18 protein-coding genes are annotated in these 19,848 nt (G+C 70.7%); 12 read left to right on the top strand and 6 right to left on the bottom strand.

What is annotated here, in order from left to right; all coding sequences use genetic code 11:
* Nucleotides 1-28 precede the first annotated feature (28 nt).
* Together ACZ7OH_RS26545 and ACZ7OH_RS26550 are read right to left on the bottom strand one after the other, a co-directional pair.
* Nucleotides 29-2,428 carry a CaiB/BaiF CoA-transferase family protein gene (locus ACZ7OH_RS26545; RefSeq protein WP_470283257.1) on the bottom strand — a complete coding sequence of 800 codons (2,400 nt, stop codon included), beginning with the start codon at nucleotides 2,426-2,428 and terminating at the stop codon, nucleotides 29-31.
* A 2-nt stretch (nucleotides 2,429-2,430) separates the two neighbouring features.
* Complete coding sequence (locus ACZ7OH_RS26550; protein ID WP_470283258.1) at nucleotides 2,431-3,393, bottom strand: enoyl-CoA hydratase/isomerase family protein; 963 nt, start codon at nucleotides 3,391-3,393, stop codon at nucleotides 2,431-2,433.
* 360 nt (nucleotides 3,394-3,753) lie between these two features.
* Between ACZ7OH_RS26550 and ACZ7OH_RS26555 the strand changes: the two genes are divergently transcribed.
* From ACZ7OH_RS26555 to ACZ7OH_RS26580, 6 genes are read left to right on the top strand one after another with little or no spacing between them, the layout of a single operon-like run.
* Nucleotides 3,754-3,948: a ferredoxin gene (locus ACZ7OH_RS26555; RefSeq protein ID WP_470283474.1), complete on the top strand. Its 195-nt coding sequence runs from the start codon at nucleotides 3,754-3,756 to the stop codon at nucleotides 3,946-3,948.
* A 31-nt stretch (nucleotides 3,949-3,979) separates the two neighbouring features.
* Nucleotides 3,980-5,212 (top strand): cytochrome P450, encoded by a 1,233-nt coding sequence (locus tag ACZ7OH_RS26560; RefSeq protein WP_470283259.1) that lies wholly within the window; start codon nucleotides 3,980-3,982, stop codon nucleotides 5,210-5,212.
* A 26-nt stretch (nucleotides 5,213-5,238) separates the two neighbouring features.
* Nucleotides 5,239-6,060 (top strand): SDR family NAD(P)-dependent oxidoreductase, encoded by an 822-nt coding sequence (locus ACZ7OH_RS26565; protein WP_470283260.1) that lies wholly within the window; start codon nucleotides 5,239-5,241, stop codon nucleotides 6,058-6,060.
* 55 nt (nucleotides 6,061-6,115) lie between these two features.
* Nucleotides 6,116-6,811, top strand: coding sequence for a TetR family transcriptional regulator (locus ACZ7OH_RS26570; protein WP_470283261.1), 696 nt, complete (start codon nucleotides 6,116-6,118; stop codon nucleotides 6,809-6,811).
* A 25-nt stretch (nucleotides 6,812-6,836) separates the two neighbouring features.
* Nucleotides 6,837-7,589 (top strand): TetR/AcrR family transcriptional regulator, encoded by a 753-nt coding sequence (locus ACZ7OH_RS26575; RefSeq protein ID WP_470283262.1) that lies wholly within the window; start codon nucleotides 6,837-6,839, stop codon nucleotides 7,587-7,589.
* Nucleotides 7,538-9,292: an FAD-binding protein gene (locus tag ACZ7OH_RS26580; protein ID WP_470283263.1), complete on the top strand. Its 1,755-nt coding sequence runs from the start codon at nucleotides 7,538-7,540 to the stop codon at nucleotides 9,290-9,292. The genes ACZ7OH_RS26575 and ACZ7OH_RS26580 overlap by 52 nt, the downstream gene beginning before the upstream one ends.
* Nucleotides 9,293-9,347: 55 nt before the next feature.
* On the opposite strand, the gene ACZ7OH_RS26585 is transcribed toward ACZ7OH_RS26580, so the two are convergent.
* Nucleotides 9,348-10,826 (bottom strand): aldehyde dehydrogenase family protein, encoded by a 1,479-nt coding sequence (locus ACZ7OH_RS26585; protein ID WP_470283264.1) that lies wholly within the window; start codon nucleotides 10,824-10,826, stop codon nucleotides 9,348-9,350.
* Nucleotides 10,827-10,974: 148 nt separating this feature from the next.
* Between ACZ7OH_RS26585 and folP the strand changes: the two genes are divergently transcribed.
* Together folP and ACZ7OH_RS26595 are read left to right on the top strand one after the other, a co-directional pair.
* Entirely contained in the window at nucleotides 10,975-11,811 is an 837-nt protein-coding gene (gene folP, locus ACZ7OH_RS26590) for a dihydropteroate synthase (RefSeq protein WP_470283475.1), read from the top strand.
* The gene (locus ACZ7OH_RS26595) at nucleotides 11,808-12,491 is read left to right on the top strand and encodes a class III extradiol ring-cleavage dioxygenase family protein (protein WP_470283265.1); all 684 of its coding nucleotides are present in this window, start codon (nucleotides 11,808-11,810) and stop codon (nucleotides 12,489-12,491) included. The genes folP and ACZ7OH_RS26595 overlap by 4 nt, the downstream gene beginning before the upstream one ends.
* On the opposite strand, the gene ACZ7OH_RS26600 is transcribed toward ACZ7OH_RS26595, so the two are convergent.
* On the bottom strand, nucleotides 12,434-13,522 hold the full coding sequence (locus tag ACZ7OH_RS26600; RefSeq protein ID WP_470283266.1) for an enoyl-CoA hydratase/isomerase family protein: 1,089 nt from the start codon (nucleotides 13,520-13,522) through the stop codon (nucleotides 12,434-12,436). The two genes, ACZ7OH_RS26595 and ACZ7OH_RS26600, sit on opposite strands and share 58 nt — an antisense overlap.
* Before the next feature lie 26 nt (nucleotides 13,523-13,548).
* On the opposite strand from ACZ7OH_RS26600, the gene ACZ7OH_RS26605 reads away from it, so the two are divergent.
* Nucleotides 13,549-14,703: a CoA transferase gene (locus tag ACZ7OH_RS26605; RefSeq protein WP_470283267.1), complete on the top strand. Its 1,155-nt coding sequence runs from the start codon at nucleotides 13,549-13,551 to the stop codon at nucleotides 14,701-14,703.
* Complete coding sequence (locus tag ACZ7OH_RS26610; protein WP_470283268.1) at nucleotides 14,700-16,055, top strand: amidohydrolase family protein; 1,356 nt, start codon at nucleotides 14,700-14,702, stop codon at nucleotides 16,053-16,055. The genes ACZ7OH_RS26605 and ACZ7OH_RS26610 overlap by 4 nt, the downstream gene beginning before the upstream one ends.
* Before the next feature lie 27 nt (nucleotides 16,056-16,082).
* Here the strand turns inward: ACZ7OH_RS26610 and ACZ7OH_RS26615 are convergent, their stop codons facing one another.
* Both ACZ7OH_RS26615 and ACZ7OH_RS26620 read right to left on the bottom strand, forming a co-directional pair.
* Nucleotides 16,083-17,063 carry an LLM class flavin-dependent oxidoreductase gene (locus ACZ7OH_RS26615; RefSeq protein ID WP_470283269.1) on the bottom strand — a complete coding sequence of 327 codons (981 nt, stop codon included), beginning with the start codon at nucleotides 17,061-17,063 and terminating at the stop codon, nucleotides 16,083-16,085.
* Between the two features lie 36 nt (nucleotides 17,064-17,099).
* Nucleotides 17,100-17,870 carry an enoyl-CoA hydratase/isomerase family protein gene (locus tag ACZ7OH_RS26620; RefSeq protein WP_470283270.1) on the bottom strand — a complete coding sequence of 257 codons (771 nt, stop codon included), beginning with the start codon at nucleotides 17,868-17,870 and terminating at the stop codon, nucleotides 17,100-17,102.
* Between the two features lie 66 nt (nucleotides 17,871-17,936).
* Between ACZ7OH_RS26620 and ACZ7OH_RS26625 the strand changes: the two genes are divergently transcribed.
* The gene (locus ACZ7OH_RS26625; protein WP_470283271.1) at nucleotides 17,937-19,097 is read left to right on the top strand and encodes a thiolase family protein; all 1,161 of its coding nucleotides are present in this window, start codon (nucleotides 17,937-17,939) and stop codon (nucleotides 19,095-19,097) included.
* Complete coding sequence (locus tag ACZ7OH_RS26630) at nucleotides 19,094-19,840, top strand: enoyl-CoA hydratase-related protein (protein WP_470283272.1); 747 nt, start codon at nucleotides 19,094-19,096, stop codon at nucleotides 19,838-19,840. The genes ACZ7OH_RS26625 and ACZ7OH_RS26630 overlap by 4 nt, the downstream gene beginning before the upstream one ends.
* Nucleotides 19,841-19,848 lie beyond the last annotated feature (8 nt).

Raw genomic sequence — 19,848 nt, forward strand, 5'->3', positions numbered from 1 at the left:
CGGTCCTTTCGTTCGTCCGCGCGGGGTGTCACCAGGACAGCCGGTCGCCGATGACGCCTTCCGCGGTGAGGGAGCTGATTTCGTCCTGGCTCAGGCCGAGTCCGGTGAGGACTTCGTGGTTGTGCTGACCCAGCAGAGGTGCCGGACCGCGATGGATCGGTCCGTCCTGGTCGGACAGCCGGAAGGGCAAGGTGCTGTAGCGGGCGTCGCCGCCCACCGGGTGGCCCACGGTCTCGAAGAACCCGCGTGCTTGCAGCTGCGGGAGTTCGGTCTGGCGGTGCGGCTGCAGTACCTTCGCGACCGGCACGCCCGCGGCCCACAGCGATTCGACGATCTCGTCGCCGGTTCGTGGCAGGCACCAGCGGCCGAGTTCTTCGTCCAGTTCGTCGTGTCGTGCGCGGCGGCCGGCGGCGTGGCGCAAGCCGGCGTCCTCGGCCCAGTCCGGCTTGCCGAGCACAGAGCACAGAGCTGTCCACTGCTCGTCGGTGGCGACAGCGATCGCGACCCACGAGTCGCGGCCGCCGAACTCGTCCGCTTCGGTTGTCCGGTAGAGGTTCTGCGGTGCGGCCACCGGACCGCGGTTGCCGTCGCGGTTCAGTACGACGCCGTAGGCGCTGTGCTCGATGACTTGCTCAGCGGTGATGTTGAGCGCCGCTTCGGCCATGGCGGCTTCCACCAGGGCGCCCTCGCCGGTGCGGTGGCGATGTTCCAGGGCGAGCAGCAGGCCGGTGAAGGCGTGCAGGCCGGCGTTCGGGTCACCGATCGAATACGGCTCGACGGGGTTTTGGTCGGGATGCCCGGTAAGCCAGGTCAGCCCGGACACGTCTTCGATGACGTAGGCGAGCGCGACGTTGTCGCGGTACGGGCCGTCGAGGCCGAAGCCGGGCATCCGCACCATGATGACGTCGGACCGGATGGCGCGGACTTCGTCGTACCCGAGCCCGGCTTGGTCGAGGACGCGAGGCGTGTAGTTCTCGACAACGACGTCGCAGGCTGCGATGAGGTCGCGGAGCACGGCTTTCCCGCGCTCGGTCTGGAAGTTGACGGTGACGCTCTTCTTGCCGGTGTTGAGGCCGGCGAAGATGGGCGAGCGCTCCCACCACTGCGCTTCGGTCATCGGGACGCCGGCGATCAGGCGCGTGCCGTCCGGCCGGTTCGTGGACTCGACGTGGATGACCTCCGCGCCCAGCATGCCGAGCATCTGCGTGCTGAACGGGCCCGCCCAGAAAGCCGTCAGATCCAGGACCCGCAGTCCCGCCAGGGGCAGGTCTGCCGTGTCGTGGGCAGGATCGCTTTCCGGAGTGGACTTGTCGATTTCGAGACCGTTGTTCTCGCCGAGCGCGGGTGCAGGCGTCGGTTCACGCAGGAAGTCGGGCTGGGGCCGGTACGGCGGACCGGGCTGGAGGAAGCCGTCCCGGGGGTTGGGCCGGAAGCTGCCGCGAGCGGCGAACTGCTCGTTGCCGGCGACGGTGGCGCCCGTGTTGACCGGTGCGTTCGGGATGCGGAATGCGCTGGCGAGCTCGCGAACTTCGGCGACCGTGCGTTCGGCGACCCAGCCGTAGAGCTCGGGTGCCACCTTCGTGGCCAGCTCGGTGAGTGCCAGTGGGGCTTCGGGGTCGATCCACTCGGGGTGGCCGACCATCGCACAGAGGTCGAACCACTGCTGCGCCGTCGCGCAGCCGATGGCCACGAGCCCGTCCGCGGCCTGGGCAACGCCGGGCACGAACAACGCGCGGCCCGCGCGGAACGGCCTGCCCAGCAAGTCGAAGAAGGTCACCGGGTGGTAGGTCAGGCACAGGACCTCGGTCTCCAGCAGGGAGACGTCGACCAGGCGGCCGAGTCCGGTCTGCCGGGTGCGGATCCGGGAAACCAGCGTTCCCGCGGCGGCGTAGGCGCCGGCGAGCCAGGAGCCGACCTGGCCGCCGACGTGCACCGGTGCCCGGTCGGCTGCGCCACGCCCGAGCCCGATGATCCCGCCCGACCAGGCCTGGACGGTGAACTCCGTGGCCGGTTTGTCGCGCCACGGCCCCTCCAGGCCGAACGGCGTGATGGCGGTGACGGTCAGGTGTGGGTGCGTGCGCAGCAGCTCGGCCGGCCGCAGGGCCGGGTGGTCCGCGAGCTCGGTGCCCTTCGACCAGACGACGGCGGCCGCGGCGCGCAGCAGGGCGTGCACCGGGGCCAAGTCGGCCGGGTCGGCGGTCACGCTGCGCTTGGAGGAGGCCAGGAAGCTGAACAGGGCGCCGTCCGTACCGGCGGGGATGGCCGAGCCGGAGGCCGACCAGGTCCGCAGCGGATCACCGCCGGGTGGCTCGACCTTGACGACATCGGCACCGCCGTCGGCGAGGATCTTGGTCGCGTAGCCGCCCGCGATGCCCGAGGAAAGGTCGACCACCGTGTAGCCGGTCAGGGGTGAGGTCGGTTCGGCCATGGCTATTCGGGCTTCCTGCGGCCGGACCGGCTGAGCCGGAAGTCCGGGGGGAACCGGTCGTCGTTGTCCTTGACCGCGGTGCTCAGGCCGCGTTCGAACATCCCGTCCAGCATCATGTCGCCGCCGTCGGGCCGGACGTAGCTGCCGAGGGTCTCGAACAGGCCGGTGAGGATGCTCCCGAGGTATTCGCCCTGCTGCTGCTTGTACATCGTGAAGAAGAGCTTCTGCTGGTACACGGTGTCCGTCGGTCGAGTGCGGGAGCAGGCGAGCGCGTACTTCGCCACTTCGTCTTCGAGAGCGTCGCGGGGGACCACCTTGTTGAGGAAGTTGCAGTCGTACATTTCCGCCGCGGTGAACGGACGGCCGGTGAAGACCATCTCCTGGAACTTCCGCAGCCCCATCGTCTGCGCCCAGGTCCACATCCGCGGGCCCCAGCCGGCGTAGCGGAACGCCGCGTGGCCGAAGAGCGCGTCGTCGGAGGAGATCACCAGGTCCGCGTCGGCCGCCTGGTAGAAGTGCCAGCCGTAGCAGTAGCCCTTGACCTCGAGGATGCTGATCTTCTTGAAGTCCTGCAGCGTCCGGCAGCCGGACCGCGGGTCGGCGAACCATTGGCTCACCTGGGCGCCGCCGCGGAAGGAACTCGACGGTGGCAGGCGCACATCGTCCTCTTCGGACAGCCGGAACTCGCCCAGCCGGGCCTCGTCGTCCGGGGAGCCGTAGACCTCCATGAACTCGGGCAGGTCGACGCCGCTGCCGAGGTCGTTCCCGGCGCCCCGGATGACCAGGACCTTCACTTCGTCGTCGATGTTGGCGCGGTGCAGCAGTTCGGCGTAGCGCAGCCGCGCGCCGATCGTGGGCGCGTTCAGGTGGTCCGGGCGGTTCAGCGTGATGGTGGCGATCCGCGTCTTCGGATCCTTCTCGTAGAGGATGATCTCCTCGGGGGAGGGACGCGTGGACTCGGACATGGCGTGCTCCTTGCCTTCGAAAGACCGCGGGCCGGTGGCCCGGAACGACCCGGCCGCCGGGCGTTCGCCGCATCGAGGCGGCCGCGAACTCCGAAGACGGCTCCGCAGCGAGCCCGGGCGCGGCGTTCGTGATCCGGCCACGAGGCAGAGTGAACACCGTGCCACGTTTTGAGTCAACCGGTTGATTTGAAACTACGGTGAATTTGAATCAACCGGTTGACTTACAACTCGGCCGGGTGTTCACTCAGGTCCACCCCAGGACGTGGCCGCTGGAGCGCGATGTCGCCCATGCGGCTTCAGTGGCCGGTCGACGAGTCGGTGCGCGCCGGTCCGGGACCGCCACCGATGAAGAGGACGACGATGGAGATCAGCATCGAGCCGGACCGGTGCGTCGCGGCAGGCCAATGCGTGGCCGCCGCACCCGAGGTCTTCGACCAGCGCGACGAGGACGGCATCGTCGTCCTGCTGGCCTCTTCGGCCCCGGACGGCACGGAGAACGGCGTCCGGCACGCCGCCGCCGTCTGTCCCGCGCAGGCCATCCACCTGCAGGCCTGAAGTCCACCGCAGCGAAGGAGCGCGGAAACACATGTCCGAGTCACTGACGTCGGCCGCCACCGGGGAAGCCCCCTACTTCCCGATGGAGCGGGCGGCGGGTTGTCCCTTCGATCCGCCGGGCGAATTGCGCGCGACCGTCGTCGAGCACCCCGTGTCCCGAGTGCGGATCTGGGACGGCAGCACGCCGTGGATCGTCACCGGCCACGCTGAACAGCGCCTGCTGTTTTCCGACCCGAGGGTCAGCGTCGACGACCGGCTCCCCGGCTTCCCGCACTGGAACGAGGGCATCTCGAAGATGGCCCCGCTCCGCTCCGACTCCGTTTTCAACACCGACCCCCCGGTACACACGCGGTATCGCCGGATGATGACCGCGCCGTTCACGTTCAAGCGGGTCAACGCCATGCGTCCGGTCGTGCAGCGCCTCACCGAAGAGCTGCTGGACAAGATGACCGCCGGTCCGGCGCCCGCCGACCTCGTCGCAGCGTTGGCGCTGCCGCTGCCCACGCAGGTGATCGGGGAGATCCTCGGCGTGCCGGCCGAAGACCACGACTTCATCCACGAGCAGGCGACCATCGGCGTCGATCGCTACGCGACCGAAGAACAGGCCATGCAGGCCTTCGCGGCGCAGGTCCAGTACCTCGTCGGGCTCGTCGAGAAACGCGCTGCCGACCCGCGCGACGACGTCATCTCCGACATCGCGCAGCGCGTGGTGGCCGAGGAGATCTCCGTGCTCGAAGCGGCGCAGATGGGCCTCGGTCTGCTGGTCGCCGGACACGAGACCAGCGCGAACATGATCGGCCTCGGCGTGCTGGCCCTCTTGGAGAACCCGGAGCAGCTCGCGGTCCTGCGGGACACCGAGGACCCGGCCGTGGTCGCGAACGCGGTCGAAGAGCTGCTGCGCTACCTCGGCATCATCCATAACGGACAGCGGCGGATCGCCAAGGAGGACATCGAGGTCGGCGGCGTGGTCATCCGGGCCGGTGAGGGGATCATCATCGACCTCTCGACCGGCAACCGCGACCCGCGCACGTTCGGCGAACCGGACTCCCTCGACCTCCACCGCGCAGCCCGCGACCACCACGCTTTCGGCTTCGGCATCCACCAGTGCGTCGGCCAGCAGCTGGCCCGGGTCGAGCTGCAAGTCGTCTTCGGCACCATCTTCAAGCGGGTGCCGACTCTGCGCCTCGCGACGTCCGTCGAGCAGATCGCCTTCAAGCACGACAGGCTCGCCTACGGCGTGTACGAGCTGCCGGTGTCCTGGTGACACCACGACCGGAAGGAAGCAGGACGGTGGACGAACTTTCCGGCCGGGTCGCCGTGGTGACCGGCGCGGCGAGCGGGCTCGGCCGCGGGATCGCCGAGCGGTTCGCCCGGGAGGGGGCCCTGGTCGTGGTCTCCGACGTCGACCAGGAGGCGGGCGAGAAGGTCGCGGCCGAGATCGGCGGCGACGCCGTCTTCCACTCGGCTGACGCCGGTGACCCGGACCAGGTCCGCGACCTCGTCCGGTTCGCGGTGAACACCCTGGGCGGGCTACAGGTCATGGTGAACAACGCCGGGGTGTCCGGTGCGATGCACCCGAAGTTCTTCGACGACGACTTCGCCGACTTCGTCCGGGTGATGTCGGTGAACCTGCTGGGCGTCATGGTCGGCACGCAGGTGGCCGCGGCGCACATGGCGGAGCACGGTGGTGGCTCGATCATCAACGTGACGTCGATCGGCGGGATTACCGCCGGAAGAAGCGTTTTGAGTTACCGCGCGTCCAAAGCCGGACTCATCCACATGACCAAATCGGTCGCGATCGACGTCGCCGAGCACGGGGTCCGGGTCAACTGCATCGCCCCCGGCAACATTCCGACCGGCCTGCTGGCGAGCTCCATGTCCGGAGAGGCCGCCGCCCGGATCGCCGGGATCCGCGCCGTGCAGGCACTGTCGAAGCCACTTCCCCGCGAAGGCACACCCGCGGACGTCGCCGAGGCTGCGCTGTTCCTGGCCGGGGACCGATCGGCGTTCGTCACGGGTATCGTGCTGCCGGTCGACGGCGGTTCCTCGGCCGGGTTCCCGCTCAAAGCCGAAGACATGATGAAGCTCGCCGCGGCGGGAACCGGCGCGTGACGGTGGCCCGGCCGGTTCGGGGAAAGGAGGCGTGGTGAACGGTTCGCGTCGTCCCATGCCCACCGGGCCCCGTGCCTGGCCGGGCGGGCCGGACGTCGCCGCCCGGCGAGGTACCCGTCGCCCGGTGATCCGGTTGACGAACTTGGACACCGCCGAGCGGTTCTTCGTCGAGCAGGGAACGTTCGCCCCCGCCGGCCGCCGCTTCCGCGACGGGACAGCGCCGCCGCTGGCCGCCCACCAGTTCCGCACCAAAGCCGATCTCGTGCGGGCGATCGCCCGCCGGTTCACCGCGGAAACCGAGCAGACGCGGGTGGCCTTGATCGCCGGGATGGACGACGACGCCGGTATCCGTGACTGGCTGGGCTGCCTCGTTCACCCGTGGACCGAGCGGTTCGCCCGAGGCCCCACGTACTTCGCCAGGCTCTGCGCCCAGGTGATGGCCGATCCGGCGCTGCGGGCCGTGGTGACCGAAGAGGCGATCCTTTCGCCGACCTTGCGCCGGACCCGCGAAGCTCTCGAACGGTGCCTGCCGGTCATGCCGGCCGCTGTCGCGGCCCAGCGGGACGAGATCGTCCAGCAGCTCATCGTGCGCACGTGCGCCGAACGGGAAGCCGCGGTCGCGGCGGGCGCTCCGACCGTGTGGGCGAGCTGGCAAGACCTGGAAACCGGGCTGGTCGACGCGTTGGCCGGCATCTGGACCGCGCCGTTCACGACCACCGCACCACCGAACCGACTGGGGAAGAGCACATGACGTCACGAGGCGCGAGGATCCCGGCATGAGTCACCCGCACAAGGCCCAGCGACGCCGCAAGGCACGGCCCGGGCCGGTGGACGACACCGACATCCCGGCCACGGTGCGCGGCGGGGGCGGTGCGACCGCGGACATCCGCCGGGTCGCGACCCGGAAAGCCATCCTCGAGGTCGCCGTCCGGCTGTTCGCGGAAGAGGGCGTGCTGGCGGTGTCCAACCGCCAGATCGGCGCTGCCGCCGGCAAGGGCAACACCTCGGTCGTCGGCTACTACTTCCCGTCGAAGGCGGATTTGGTCCGCGCGCTGATGCGGCAGTTCAACGAGCGCGTCGAGGTCAAGCGAGAAGCCAGATTCGCTCGAATGGGTGATGAGCCTGGGCTGCGCGACTGGGTCGCCTGCCTGGTCCACCCCTACACGGAACTGCTCGACGAAGACGGGCCGCCGAGTTGGCACGCGCGGTTCATCGCGCAGGTTCTCGCCGATCCTGGGCTGCGCGAGATCGCGGTCGAGGAAGCCGAGTCGGAGTCGGTCGTCCGCATCATCCGCGGCGTGAGCGAGTGCCTTCCGGAACTGCCCGCCCACGTCCTGCGGGAACGGTCCCGCATCGTCAGCCACGTCATCGTGCAGATGTGCGCCGAGCGCGAGCGCGGGCTCGCCGAGGGGACTGCGGTCCGCCCGGCAACGTGGGAAGAGACGGCCGTCGGCCTGGTCGACGTCCTCGTCGGCATGTGGACGGCATCGGTCAGTCCCGCCGAGAAAAAGAAGAAAGCCCGTTCCTGAGCAAACGACCGGCGAGTACGCCGAGTTCGGAGACAACGATGTCACCTTGGGATTGCTCGTACGACTTCGTGAGCGTGGGCAGCGGGGGCGGCGGTCTGGTCGGCGCCCTGCGCGCTGCCGATGCCGGGAGTTCCGCGCTCGTCATCGAGAAGCAGGCGCTCGTCGGCGGCTCGACCGCCATGTCGGGCGGGATGGTGTGGGTTCCGGACAACCCGTTGATGCGGGTGGACGGGATCCACGATTCCTACGTCGACGGCATGGCTTACTTCGACGAGGTGGTGGGTGACGCCGGCCCGGGGTCGTCGCCCGAGCGGCGGCACGCCTACCTGATGGCCGGTCCGCGGATGATCTCGTTCCTGCAGGACAGCGGCATGCGCTTCCAGCGCTGTGCCGGCTACCCCGACTACTACGACAACCGCAAGGGGGGCAACGCGGCCGGCCGGTCCGTCGAAGGCGTCCCGTACGACGCGCGCCGGCTGGGGGAATGGCGGCACAAGCTGCAGCCCGGCCTGGCGGCATCGATCGGGTTCCCGGCGATGACCGAAGAGATCCCGTACATGATGCACTTCAACCGATCGGCGCGCAGCTTCGCCATCGCGGCCCGCATCGCCCGACGAGGGCTGGTGGCAAAACTGCGCCACCAGCCGTTGCTGACCAACGGCTCGTCTCTCGTCGGGCAGCTGGTCGAGCATGCCGTTGCGGCGGGCGTTCCGATCTGGCTGGAAAGCGCTCTCACCGAATTGGTCGTCGAGGACGGCCGGGTGCGCGGCGTCCGCGTCAGGCAGGGGGACAGCACGAAGACCGTCGAAGCGCGGAAGGGAGTGCTGCTCGCCGCCGGCGGTTTCGCGCACAACGCGAAAATGCGCCAAGCGCACGGGGGAGCCCAGCGCACCACCGGCGAGTGGTCGATGGCCAACCCGGGCGACACCGGTGAGGTTCTGGCCACGGCGATGGAGCTCGGCGCCCGTACCGATTTGCTGGACGAGGCCTGGTGGCTGCCGGGTCCCTCGGCGTACTTCGGCATGTCCGCGTTGAACAGCGCCCGTCAGCGGGCGCACACCGTGTTCGTCGATGCCGCGGGTAAGCGCTTCTGCAACGAGGCCAATTCCTACGTCGAGGTCGGCAAGGCCATGTTCGCGCGAAACCAGGAGACCCCCGCGGTCCCGTGCTGGCTGGTCTTCGACGACAACTACCGGCGTCGCTACACGCACTCGCAAACCAGCGTCGGACGCCTGCCCGCGGACTGGGTGAAGAGCGGGGAAGTGAAGAAAGCCGCCACGGTCGCCGAACTGGCGCGGGCGTGCGGAATCGACCCCGACGGGCTGGTTGCCACGCTCGACCGGTTCAACGAGCACGCCGCTCAGGGCCGCGATCCGGAGTACGGGCGTGGCGAGTCGCAGTACAACCGGCATCTCGGCGACCCGGGGCACCGGCCCAACCCCGCGCTCGGCCCGGTCGACCGAGCCCCCTTCTACGCGCTGAAGATTTTTCCGGGTGATGTCGGAACCTGCGGCGGGCTCGTCACCGACGAACACGCCCGAGTGCTGGGCCAGGACGGGCAACCGCTGCCGGGGCTCTACGCGACAGGCAACATCACGGCCACAGTCATGGGCCGAAAGTACCTCGGCGCGGGCGGCAGCATCGGCGGCACGATGGTCTTCGGTTTCGTCGCCGCCGAACACGCGTGCGCCGACGCCGCTTAGTCGGGCAAGTCGTGAGCGGGAAACAGGGTTGGAACACTGTTTCCCACTCACGACTTCAGCGGGCCGCCCAGGTTACGGTCTTGGTCTGGAGGTACTCGTCCAGCCCGAACTCACCCCATTCCCGGCCCAGGCCGCTCTGCTTGTAGCCGCCGAAAGCCAGGCGCGGGTTCACGCCACCGCCGCCGCCGTTGAGCACGACCGTGCCGGTGCGCACCCGGGTCGCCATGGCGTGCGCGGTAGCCGTGTCGGCGCTCCAGATCCCGCCGGACAGGCCGTAGGGGCTGTCGTTGGCGATGCCGACTGCCTCCTCGTCGGTGCGGAACGGGATGACGACGCCGACCGGGCCGAAGAACTCCTGCTGCGCGATGGTCATGGCGTTGCCGACCCCGGTGAACAGCGTCGGCTCGAGGAAGAAGCCCTTGTCCAGCCCGGCCGGGCGGCCGCCACCGGTGACCAGCTGCGCGCCTTCCTCCTCGCCGGTCCGGATCAGCTTTTCTACTTTGTCCCGCTGCGACGAGCTGATCAGTGGCCCCATGGTCGTGGCCGGATCCGCGGGATCGCCCACGACAACGCTTGCCAGGCCGGCGCGGATGCGTTCCACGAGCTCGTCGTGGACGGATTCGTGCACGATCGTCCGGGTGAGCAAGGAACAGCCTTGACCGGCGTGCACCGTGATACCGGCCAGGGCCGATCGCGCCGCCCCGTCGAGATCGGCGTCGGCGCGGACGATGCTCGCGGACTTGCCGCCCAGCTCCAGAACGACCTTCTTCAGCGACGTCGCGGCCTGCGCGTAGACAGACCGTCCGACGGTGTCGGAACCGGTGAAGCTGACCAGATCGACCATCGGGTGCGTGGTCAGTTCGCGGCCTGCTTCGACTCCGCCGGTGACGACGTTCAGCACACCGGGAGGAAGTTCGACGGCGTCGGCGAAGTCGCCGAGCAGCAGCGACTCGAGAGGCGTTGTCGGCGCCGGTTTCAGCACGACGGTGCAGCCGGCGGCCAAAGCCGGGATCAGCTTCATCAAGCCGAGGAAGAGGGGGAAGTTGTAGGCCGGGATCAGCGCGCACACACCGAACGGCTCGCGGCGCAGCTGCCCTTGTGAGATGCCGACGCCGGCAGTGATGGTCGGCTCGATCGGGCGCTCCCAGGCGAAGGCGGGCAGCACGCGTTCGGCCATGTCGCGCAGATGCGCGATCGGCACGCTCGTCTGCAGGCTTTCGGCGAGCCACCGCACCGAGCCCGCCTCGGCCATGTTCACCGCGACCAGCTCGGCGAGGCGGTGCTCCATCTCCTCGGCCAGGCGCAGCAGCACGGTCGCGCGCTGCGACGGCGCCAGCCGGGGCCAAGGTCCCTCGTCGAAGGCCCGCCGCGCGGCAGCAACGGCGCGGCGGACGTCGTCCACCGAAGCGTCGGGCACCTCGGCGACCGGTTCCTCCGTGGCCGGGTTGCGGACGACGACCTGTCGGTCGGAACTGCCGTCGGTGCGGCGGCCGTCGATGTACAGCTGCGTTGAGAACGGATGTCCCGCCGTCATGCTGTCTCCTCATTGATGACACTCATTACGAGCAAGGTGGCCTCGATGGTACGCCAAGGTTGGGCTCGATCTTGTGGTCGAAGACCAATTGAGTAACCTGAACACCATGTCAGCTGAGTCGCCCGAGATCCGGTTCAGAGGCCGGGTGATGCCGCGGGACCGGACACTGCTCATGGCGATCGTGAACCGCACCCCGGACTCGTTCTACGACCGCGGCGCCACCTTCGACCGGGAGCGCGCGCTCGCGGCCGTCGAGCAGGCGGTCGTCGACGGTGCGGACATCGTCGACGTCGGCGGCGTCAAAGCCGGTCCGGGGACCGCGGTGGACGTTCCGGAAGAGGTCCGCCGCGTGGTGCCGTTCGTGACCGAGGTCCGGGCGCGGTTTCCCGACCTGGTGATCAGCGTCGACACCTGGCGCCACGAGGTCGGCCGCCTCGCCTGCGAAGCGGGTGCCGACCTGCTCAACGACACCTGGGCCGGGGCGGACGCGAAACTGGCCGAGGTGGCCGCCGAGTTCGGCGCCGGCTACGTGTGCACCCACACCGGTGGGGCCACGCCCCGCACCCGGCCCCACCGGGCCGCGTTCGCCGATGTGGTCACGGACGTCGTCACCGAAGTCACGCGCCGGGCCGAGGCGCTGGTCCGAGCCGGAGTGCCCGCGGCCGGCATCCTGATCGACCCGACGCACGACTTCGGCAAGAACACCTGGCACTCGCTCGAGCTGACCCGCCGGTTCGGCGAGCTCGTGCGGACCGGGTGGCCGGTGCTGGCGTCACTGTCCAACAAGGACTTCGTCGGCGAAGCCCTCGGTGTGGAGGTGGCCGACCGGCTGGTGGGCAGCCTCGCGGTGACTGCGCTGTGTGCCTGGGAAGGCGCCGCCGTCGTCCGGGCCCACAACGTCGCGGAAACCCGGCAGGTACTGGACATGGTCGCGGTCGTGCACGGCCGGAAACCCCCGGCCCGGGTCGTGCGGGGGCTGGCGTGATCGTCCGTGCCGCCACCTGTCCGCACCCGCCCTTGCTGCTGGCCGGCGTCACCGGGGCTCCGGTCCCGGAGGTCGAGCAGCTGCGGACCGCCGGTCGTGCGGCGGTCGACGACCTCATGGCGGCCGAGCCCGACGTCCTCGTCGTCGTCGGCGCTTCACAGGAGACCCGGGCGTGGTCCGCGGACGCGCCTTCGCCCCGCCATCTCTTCGTTCCCGGTACCGGATCGGTGCCGACGGGTGAACCCCTTCCGCTGTCCCTCGCCGTGGCGAGAGACCTCACCGCGGGCGTTCGCATCCCGGTTGAGTTCCACGGAGTGGATACGGCGCTGTCGGCGGGGGAGTGCCGTGGTTACGGCCGGTGGCTCGCCGAGCGGGCGGGACGGATCGCTCTGCTGGTCATGGCGGATGGAAGCGCTCGCCGGGGGCCTCGTGCACCCGGCCACGAAGACACCCGTGCTCTGCAGGTCGACCACATCCTGGGGGAAGCCCTCCACACCGGTAAGACCGAGCCGTTCTACAACCTCACGCCGGAACTCGCCGGCGAACTGCTGGTCGGCGGCCGGGTTGCCTGGCAGGTGCTGGCCGGTGCCTGCGAAGGGCGGACGGTGGACGCGAAGTGCCGCTACAGCGACGACCCGTTCGGCGTCTGGTACCCGGTGTTCACCTGGTCGCTTTCCTGATCGACCAGCTCGTCCACCAGGCCCCACTGCACGGCCGTGGCGGCGGTGACCGGCTCGCCGGTCACCGCCGCGTAGAACGTGCGCCAACGCCCGATCCGGCGAGGCAGGCTCACGGTCCCCCCGGCGCCCGGAACGAGGCCCATCCCGATCTCGGGCAACCGGAACGTGGTGTCCGGTGTCGCGAGCACCCGCTCGGCGAAGGCGGCCAGCTCGACGCCCGCGCCGACGCAGCTGCCGTGCACCCGGACCTCAGTCCGCCCGGCGAGCCGGTGCAGTGGCAGGGCGGCTCCGGCCCGGGTGCGCACGAAGTGCGCGGTCACGAGGTCCGGTGCGGTTCCGAACTCATCAAGGTCACCGCCGGAGCAGAACGCCGGCCCGGCCCCGGTGAGGACCACTTTCGCCACGCTGTCGTCCAGTTCCGCGACGTGCAGAGCCTCGACGAGCGCGTCCCGCAGCTGACGGCCGTAGGCGTTGCGGCGCTCGGGCCGGTTCAGCCGCACGTGCAGGACGTTCCCGATCCGCTCGACTTGCACCGGGTCGCCGGCGCTCGCGGGAACCGGGCGGGGACCGCGTCGCTCGAGCCAGCGTCTGAAGTCCGGCCCGGCCAGCAACGTGGAGTAAGCCAGCGATTCGGCCTCCAGCGCGGCGGGGACGGCCAGCTCACCGGTGGTGCGCAGCAGGTGCGCGAGGACGAGGACCGCCTGCGGATGCAGTTGAGCGGCGGCGTGCAGTTGCGTGGCGACGGCTCCGGGATCGTCGACGGCCACGAACTCCCGGCTGCTTTCGGTCGGCGCGAGCGTGAGGTCCAGGGCTGCCGCCAGAGCCTGGCGGTCGGCGTCGAGCGGGTCCGCGCTCGTGATGCCGACCAAGACGCGGTCGGCGGACCGGGCGGCGGCCAGCGTGCCGGTGTCGGCGGGGGTGTCGAGGTCGACGAGCAGCAGCGGCTGGGTGATCCGGCCGCGCTCGTCGAGCAGCGGTGCCCGGACTGCATGGGCGAGTTCGTCGCGCCGCAACGGAAGTCGACTGTCCACAACGGATCCAGCGTACCATTCGAGGTATGCAGGGAGAATCCCTCGCGGACTGGCTGGACAGCGGGGTGGTCGCGCTGACCGGTACGCCGGACGGCCCGCCACTGGTTCCGCCCGGCCGCGCGGCCACGGTCGCCCGCGAGATCACGCGGCGGTGCGGCTTGCCGGTCGACGGCGCGCACCTGCTGGCCGAGCGGGCTGCGTTCACCGGTCGCGGTCGCGGCGGTCGCGTCTCGGTCGGCGGGAGCTGCCGCCTCCTGCGGACGGCCGACGGCTGGGCCGCGGTGTCCTGCGCCCGCTCCGATGACCCGCTCCTGCTCGGCGCGCTGGTCGGGGCGGAGTTGCCCGCCGATCCGTGGCCCGGGGTGATCCGTTGGTTGCGCGAGCACACGGGTGATGAGCTGGTCGCCCGCGCCACTCCGCTCGGTGTCGCCGCCGGTCCTGTGCGGCCGCGGGTCGGCAGTCCGCGCCTGCTCGGGTCGGGACGGCGGCGGTCGGTCGAAGGGCTGCTAGTCGTCGACTTCAGCGCACTCTGGGCCGGGCCGTTGTGCGCGCACTTGCTCGGCCTGCTCGGCGCCGACGTGGTCAAGGTCGAGACGCCGCAACGACCGGACGGCGCCCGCAGCGGCAACCGAGCGTTCTACCGCCTGCTGCACGCCGGGCACCGCTCGGTGGTCTTCGACCCCGGCACCGCCGACGGCCGCCGCGCCATGGCCGGCCTGGTCGAGGCGGCGGATGTCGTCATCGAAGCCTCCCGGCCGCGGGCCCTCGCCCGGTTCGGCCTCGACGCCGCTGCCGCGGCTGCCGCAGGCACCGTCTGGATTTCGATCACGGCCTACGGGCGCGACAGCGACCGCGTCGGCTTCGGCGACGACGTCGCGGCCGCGAACGGGCTGGTGGCCGACGGGGATGGCGGCGCGCCGTACTTCTGCGGTGACGCCTTGGCGGACCCCCTGACCGGGCTGGTCGCGACCGAGCTGGCACTGTGCAGCCCGGAAGGGGGCGCGCTGGTCGACGTGGCGATGGCCGACGTCGTCGCGGCCACCCTGGACCCGCATCTGCCCGGTCGCCGCCCGCCCGCGCGGGTCCCGGTGGCCATGCCCCGGCAGCGGGTCGTGGCCGGAGCCGCGCCGGCAAGTGGTGCTCACACCGGTGAGGTGCTGCGCGAGCTGGGCTTGCGGTGACCGGCATCCTGATCCGCGCGGCGGAACTCGACGGCCGGCGCCGGGTCGACGTCCGGATCGACGGCGGATCGGTCGCCGCGATCGCGGCGACGCTGGACCGCCGGCCGGGCGAGGAGATTCTCGACGCGCGGGGCGGCGCGCTCCTGCCGGGTTTGTGCGACCACCACCTGCACCTGCACGCCCTCGCCGCGGCCGCGACGTCGGTGCCATGCGGCCCACCCGGCATCCGCACGCCGGCCGACCTGGCAGCGGCGCTGTCCGGGGCGACCGCCGACGACCACGGCTGGGTACGGGGCATCGGGTACCACGAGTCCGTGGCCGGTCCGCTGGACTCGGCGACGCTCGACCGCCTGCACGCGGGCCGGCCGGTTCGCGTTCAGCACCGCAGCGGCGCGTTGTGGGTCGTGAACACCGCCGGTGCCCGCGCGATCGGGTTGCCGGCGGAGGTGCACCGAGGGATCGAGCGGGACGCAGGCGGGCGGGCGACCGGGCGGTTGTGGCGGGCGGACGACTGGCTGCGGGGCCGCCTGCCTCGCCCGGCACTGCCGCGCCTCGACGGAGTGGGCCGGCAGCTCGCGCGGTTCGGCATCACCGCCGTCACCGACGCGACGCCCGACCTCGACCCGGGCGCCGTCGACGCGTTCGACGAGCTGCCGCAGCACATCCTGCCGCTGGGTGCGCCGTTGGGACACCCTGGAGCGACCGGACCGTACAAGATCGTCCTGGCCGACTCGGACCTGCCGGACTTCGCATGGCTGACCGGCCGGATCCGCGCGGCGCACGACGCCGGCCGCGCGGTGGCAGTGCACTGCGTGACCCGGGAAGCGCTGGTGCTCCTGCTAGCCGCGATCGAGGAGACGGGCAGCCGCGACGGCGACCGCGTCGAACACGCGGCTCTCGTGCCCGGCGAGCTGGTCTCGCGGCTGACCAGGCTGCGCGTCGTGACGCAACCGGGGTTCCTGACGTGGCGTGGCGACGACTACCTGCGCGACGTGCCCACTGCCGACCACCCGGATCTGTACCGCCTGGGATCGCTCCGTTCCGCCGGCGTCCGCTGCGTAGCGTCGAGCGATGCGCCGTACGGGCCGCTCGATCCGTGGGCGGTGATCCGCGCCGCCACCGAGCGGCTCTCGCCGTCCGGGCGGATCGTGGGACCGGACGAACGGATCGGCGCGGCCGCGGCGCTGGACGGGTACCTGAGCGCGCCGGACGACCCCGGTGGTCCGCCTCGGCGGGTTCGGGTGGGGGCGCCGGCCGATCTCGTTCTGCTCCACGTGCCGTTGACCGAGGCCTTGCGTCGGTGCGACGCGGAAGTGGTCCGCACGACACTCATCGGCGGCGCTTTCGTGTGAATCACCGAAGTTCCGAATCGCGCGGGATCACGTGAAAGCGCCCAACAACCCCAAGCTCGCACGAGCGTACGCCGTGCGGCGCTTGTGCCCGACCAAGAAGCTCGGCGGCGCGAAGTACGCCACATCCCGGGGCAACGACTCACGCCGACGCGCTACTGCTTCCTTCGCATCACCGGTCGTGCCGCAGATCGCGATAGCGGCCAGCATGTCGTCGGTCACCGCGTCGGCCATGCCGTCGGTGTCACCCGCGCGGAACGCAGTCCGCAACCGGGCGACCGGCGCCTCCCAGCCGTGGTGGGCCACATACGGGTCATATGTCTTGACTGTCAGGTAGAAGCCGATCATGCGCCGGGCGTCGGCGATCGCACGCTCGGGGGCCGCGTCGTCCACCGCGGTGATCACCCAGCCGTGTTCCACCGGTCCCCGGTCCGGCGCGGCGACCGCGGGACGGACCACGTCTTCCCACCAGGAGGCCGTGAACAGCCCGTGCCCGATCACGCCGTCCGCGACCCGGCCGGCGGCGGCAGCCATCCGCCGGTTGAACGCCCCCAGGAGGATGGGGAGTTCGAGCCGTCCCAGCACCGGTGCGCGTACGTCGGCGTCGAGGGAGTGGAACTCCCCCGAAAACCGGACCTTCTCGCCGTTCTCCGCGTGCAGCCACGCCCGCACCGCTTCGACCGTCTCCGTCACCCGGGCCACCGGGCGGTCGGCCGGTACTCCCAGCCAGTCGCGGTTGACCCGGAACGCGCCTGATCCGAGTCCCAGGAACAGCCGCCCTGGTGCCTTCGCGTGCAGCTGGCGCATCGCGGTGGCGTGGGCGTAAGGCGTGCGTGCGAACGCGTACGCGATCGCAGGACCGACCAGGGCCCGCTCGGTGCCGGCCACCATCTCGGCGAGCGTCGTGTAGGCGTCGTGGTCGGCGAACTCGCCGGTGCAGAAGGCCCCGACCCCCGCCTGCTCGGCCTCGCGGGCGACCCCGGCACCGGGCCACGGCATTCCGAACAGCATCGCAACTCCTAAAGAGGATACTCTTTTGCGATCAGGCTAGCGCAGAGTCCACTCGCGCGACACCGACGCGCGGTCCACCTCGGCCGTTCCGAGGGGATTCCCGAGCTGGGTGTAGGAAAGGCCGGTGCGCAGGGCCTGGGTGCGCGTCGCGTCGAGGGACTCCCAGATCGCACGCACGGTGCCCTGGATCGCGGCGGGTGGCTTCGCCGCGATGATGCGGGCGATCTCGTCGGCTCGATCCCACAGTGCGTCGCGGGACAGAACTTCGCTCACCAGGCCGATCTGCAGGGCGCGTTCGGCCGACAGGCGCTCGTCCAAGCCCAGCAGCGCGATGCGCAGGGTCTCCCCCAAGGGGATGCGCCGGGCGAGCCCGATCGGTTCGAGCGCGGCGGTCAGGCCGTAGCTGACATGGGGATCGAAGAAGGTCGCGTCTTCGGAGCACACCACGATGTCTGCTTCGTTGAGCCAGTAGAACGCCCCGCCGGCAGCCATCCCGTGCACGGCGCACACCAGGGGCTTCCACACCTGGTTGGTCTTCGGTGACAGCTTCTCGCCCGGGTCGGTGCGGCTCCAGACGTTCGAGTGCCGGTCGATGCCCTCCTTGACGTCCATGCCGGTGCAGAACGCACGATCGCCCGCGGCGCGCAGCACCACGACCCGGATCTCGTCGTCGTCCTTGACTCGCTGCCAGATCGCGGCGAAGTCGTCGAGCATCGCCTGGGTGAAGCTGTTCATGGCCTCGGGCCGGTTCAGCGTGATCGTCGCGACGTGGTCGGTCACGGCGAACAGCACGGTCTTCGGGTCCATTCGGCGCCTCCGTCTTCTCCGGTGCCGCTCTTCCGGTCGGCACCGGAATAAAGTATAACGAATTCCATGACCGACGCCGTGCTGCTGTCAGCCTGCCGGACCGCCATCGGCACCGCCCGCAAGGGAACTCTGCGTGAGACGAGTGCCTTCGACCTCGCGACGGTGGTGGTCCGCGAAGCCGCGCAACGCTCCGGCCTCCCGCCTGAGGCGCTCGACGACGTCGTGCTTGGCGAAACCCTCGCCGGCGGCGGCGACATCGCCCGCTACGCGGCGTTGGAGGCCGGCCTCCCGCACGTCCCCGGCGTCGCGGTCAACCGGCACTGCGCCTCCGGTCTCGCGAGCGTCGCGGGCGCGGCGGCGAACATCCGCGCCGGGATGGACCGCGCCGTGGTCGCGGGCGGGACCCAGTCGTCTTCGACCGCTCCCGTGACCCGTTGGCGAGTTCCCGGCACCACGGACTGGGAAGACCCGTGGAGCTCGCCGTCCCACGTGGCGACGCCCGACGCGCCCAACCGGGATATGGCGGTCCTCGTGGGCTGGAACACCGCCCGGCTGGCCGGGATCAGCCGGGCCGAGATGGACGCGTGGGCCCTGCGTTCGCACGAACGTGCTCTGCATGCCATCGACACCGGCCGGTTCGCCGACGAGATCGTCCCGGTGAAGCTCGCCGACGGCGAGGTCTTCGATATCGACGAACATCCGCGGCGCGGCACCAGCCTGGAGAAGCTGGCGGCGTTGAAGGTGCTGCACCCGGAAATCGACGGATTCTCCATCACGGCCGGCAACTCCAGCGGTGTGAACGACGGCGCCGCGGCGGTCGTTGTCGCTGACGCGGCGCTGGCGGACGAACACGGCCTGACCCCGCTCGCGACCATCCGCTCCTGGGCCAGCGTCGGCGTCGATCCGGTGCGGACGGGCTTCGCGCCGATCACCGCCATCAGCAAAGCGCTCGGTCTCGCCGGTCTCGGTCTCGCCGACGTCGACCTGTTCGAGGTGAACGAAGCCTTTGCATCCGTCGCCGTGGCCACCACCCGCGAAATGGGGCTCCGCGAAGAGCGAGTCAACCCGTTCGGAAGTGGCTGCAGTCTCGGTCACCCCATCGCCGCAACCGGTACCCGGATGATCACCACCCTCGCCTACGAGCTGCGCCGGCGCGGGGGCGGCACGGCCGTCGCCGCGATGTGCGCTGGCGGCGGTATGGGCTCGGCACTGGTCCTTTCGGCGTGAACGAGGTCGACGGCCTTACCACCCGCTGGGTTGAAGGCGCGCTGTGGCTGACCCTGAACCGGCCGGAATCGCGCAACGCGCTGACGATCGCCATGCGACGCGGCCTGATCGCGGCGGTCCGGGCGGCCGACGCCGACCCGGACACCCGGGTGATCGTGTTGACCGGCACGGATCCGGCGTTCTCGGCGGGCGTCGACCTGGAAGAGGCGCTGCAGGCGTCGCGCGGGGCGAGGACCGATCCCGCGGAGGTCGTGCGCGCGGCCCGCACGCCGGTGCTGGGAGTGATCAACGGGCCCTGCTACACCGGTGCGCTGGAGCTGGCGTTGTCCTGCGACTTCCTGATCGCTTCCGAGCGCGCGCGGTTCGCCGACACGCACGCCGCCCTGGGGCTGGTGGCGGGATGGGGAATGAGCGCGCTGCTGCCGAGGGCGGTGGGTGTGCGGCTGGCTCGCCAGATGATGCTGACCGGAGAACCGATCGAGGCAGGCCAGGCCCTGCGCAACGGACTGGTCAACGAGGTGGTCCCGCACTACCGGCTGGCCGAGCGGGCCCGGCAGGTCGCCGCGGGGATCGTCGGCGCCCGGCCGGAAGCGGTCGCCGAGACCCTGGAGCTGCTTGCCGGTGGCGACGGCGCCACCACGGCCCACGCGCTCGCCCTGGAATCGGTGGCGAAGCTGCGCCGGCAGACGGACGTGGCCGAAGTGACGCGCCGGTTCGCCGAGCGCGTCGCCCACAAGGACTGACGAAAGGC

Source organism: Amycolatopsis sp. NPDC114478 (assembly GCF_055633805.1).

Coding starts and splice junctions, on each gene's coding strand:
- ACZ7OH_RS26545 (WP_470283257.1), bottom strand. CDS start 2,428: ATGGCCGAACCGACCTCACCCCTGACCGGCTACACGGTGGTCGACCTT.
- ACZ7OH_RS26550 (WP_470283258.1), bottom strand. CDS start 3,393: ATGTCCGAGTCCACGCGTCCCTCCCCCGAGGAGATCATCCTCTACGAG.
- ACZ7OH_RS26555 (WP_470283474.1), top strand. CDS start 3,754: ATGGAGATCAGCATCGAGCCGGACCGGTGCGTCGCGGCAGGCCAATGC.
- ACZ7OH_RS26560 (WP_470283259.1), top strand. CDS start 3,980: ATGTCCGAGTCACTGACGTCGGCCGCCACCGGGGAAGCCCCCTACTTC.
- ACZ7OH_RS26570 (WP_470283261.1), top strand. CDS start 6,116: ATGCCCACCGGGCCCCGTGCCTGGCCGGGCGGGCCGGACGTCGCCGCC.
- ACZ7OH_RS26575 (WP_470283262.1), top strand. CDS start 6,837: ATGAGTCACCCGCACAAGGCCCAGCGACGCCGCAAGGCACGGCCCGGG.
- ACZ7OH_RS26585 (WP_470283264.1), bottom strand. CDS start 10,826: ATGACGGCGGGACATCCGTTCTCAACGCAGCTGTACATCGACGGCCGC.
- folP (WP_470283475.1), top strand. CDS start 10,975: ATGCCGCGGGACCGGACACTGCTCATGGCGATCGTGAACCGCACCCCG.
- ACZ7OH_RS26605 (WP_470283267.1), top strand. CDS start 13,549: ATGCAGGGAGAATCCCTCGCGGACTGGCTGGACAGCGGGGTGGTCGCG.
- ACZ7OH_RS26615 (WP_470283269.1), bottom strand. CDS start 17,063: ATGCTGTTCGGAATGCCGTGGCCCGGTGCCGGGGTCGCCCGCGAGGCC.
- ACZ7OH_RS26620 (WP_470283270.1), bottom strand. CDS start 17,870: ATGGACCCGAAGACCGTGCTGTTCGCCGTGACCGACCACGTCGCGACG.
- ACZ7OH_RS26625 (WP_470283271.1), top strand. CDS start 17,937: ATGACCGACGCCGTGCTGCTGTCAGCCTGCCGGACCGCCATCGGCACC.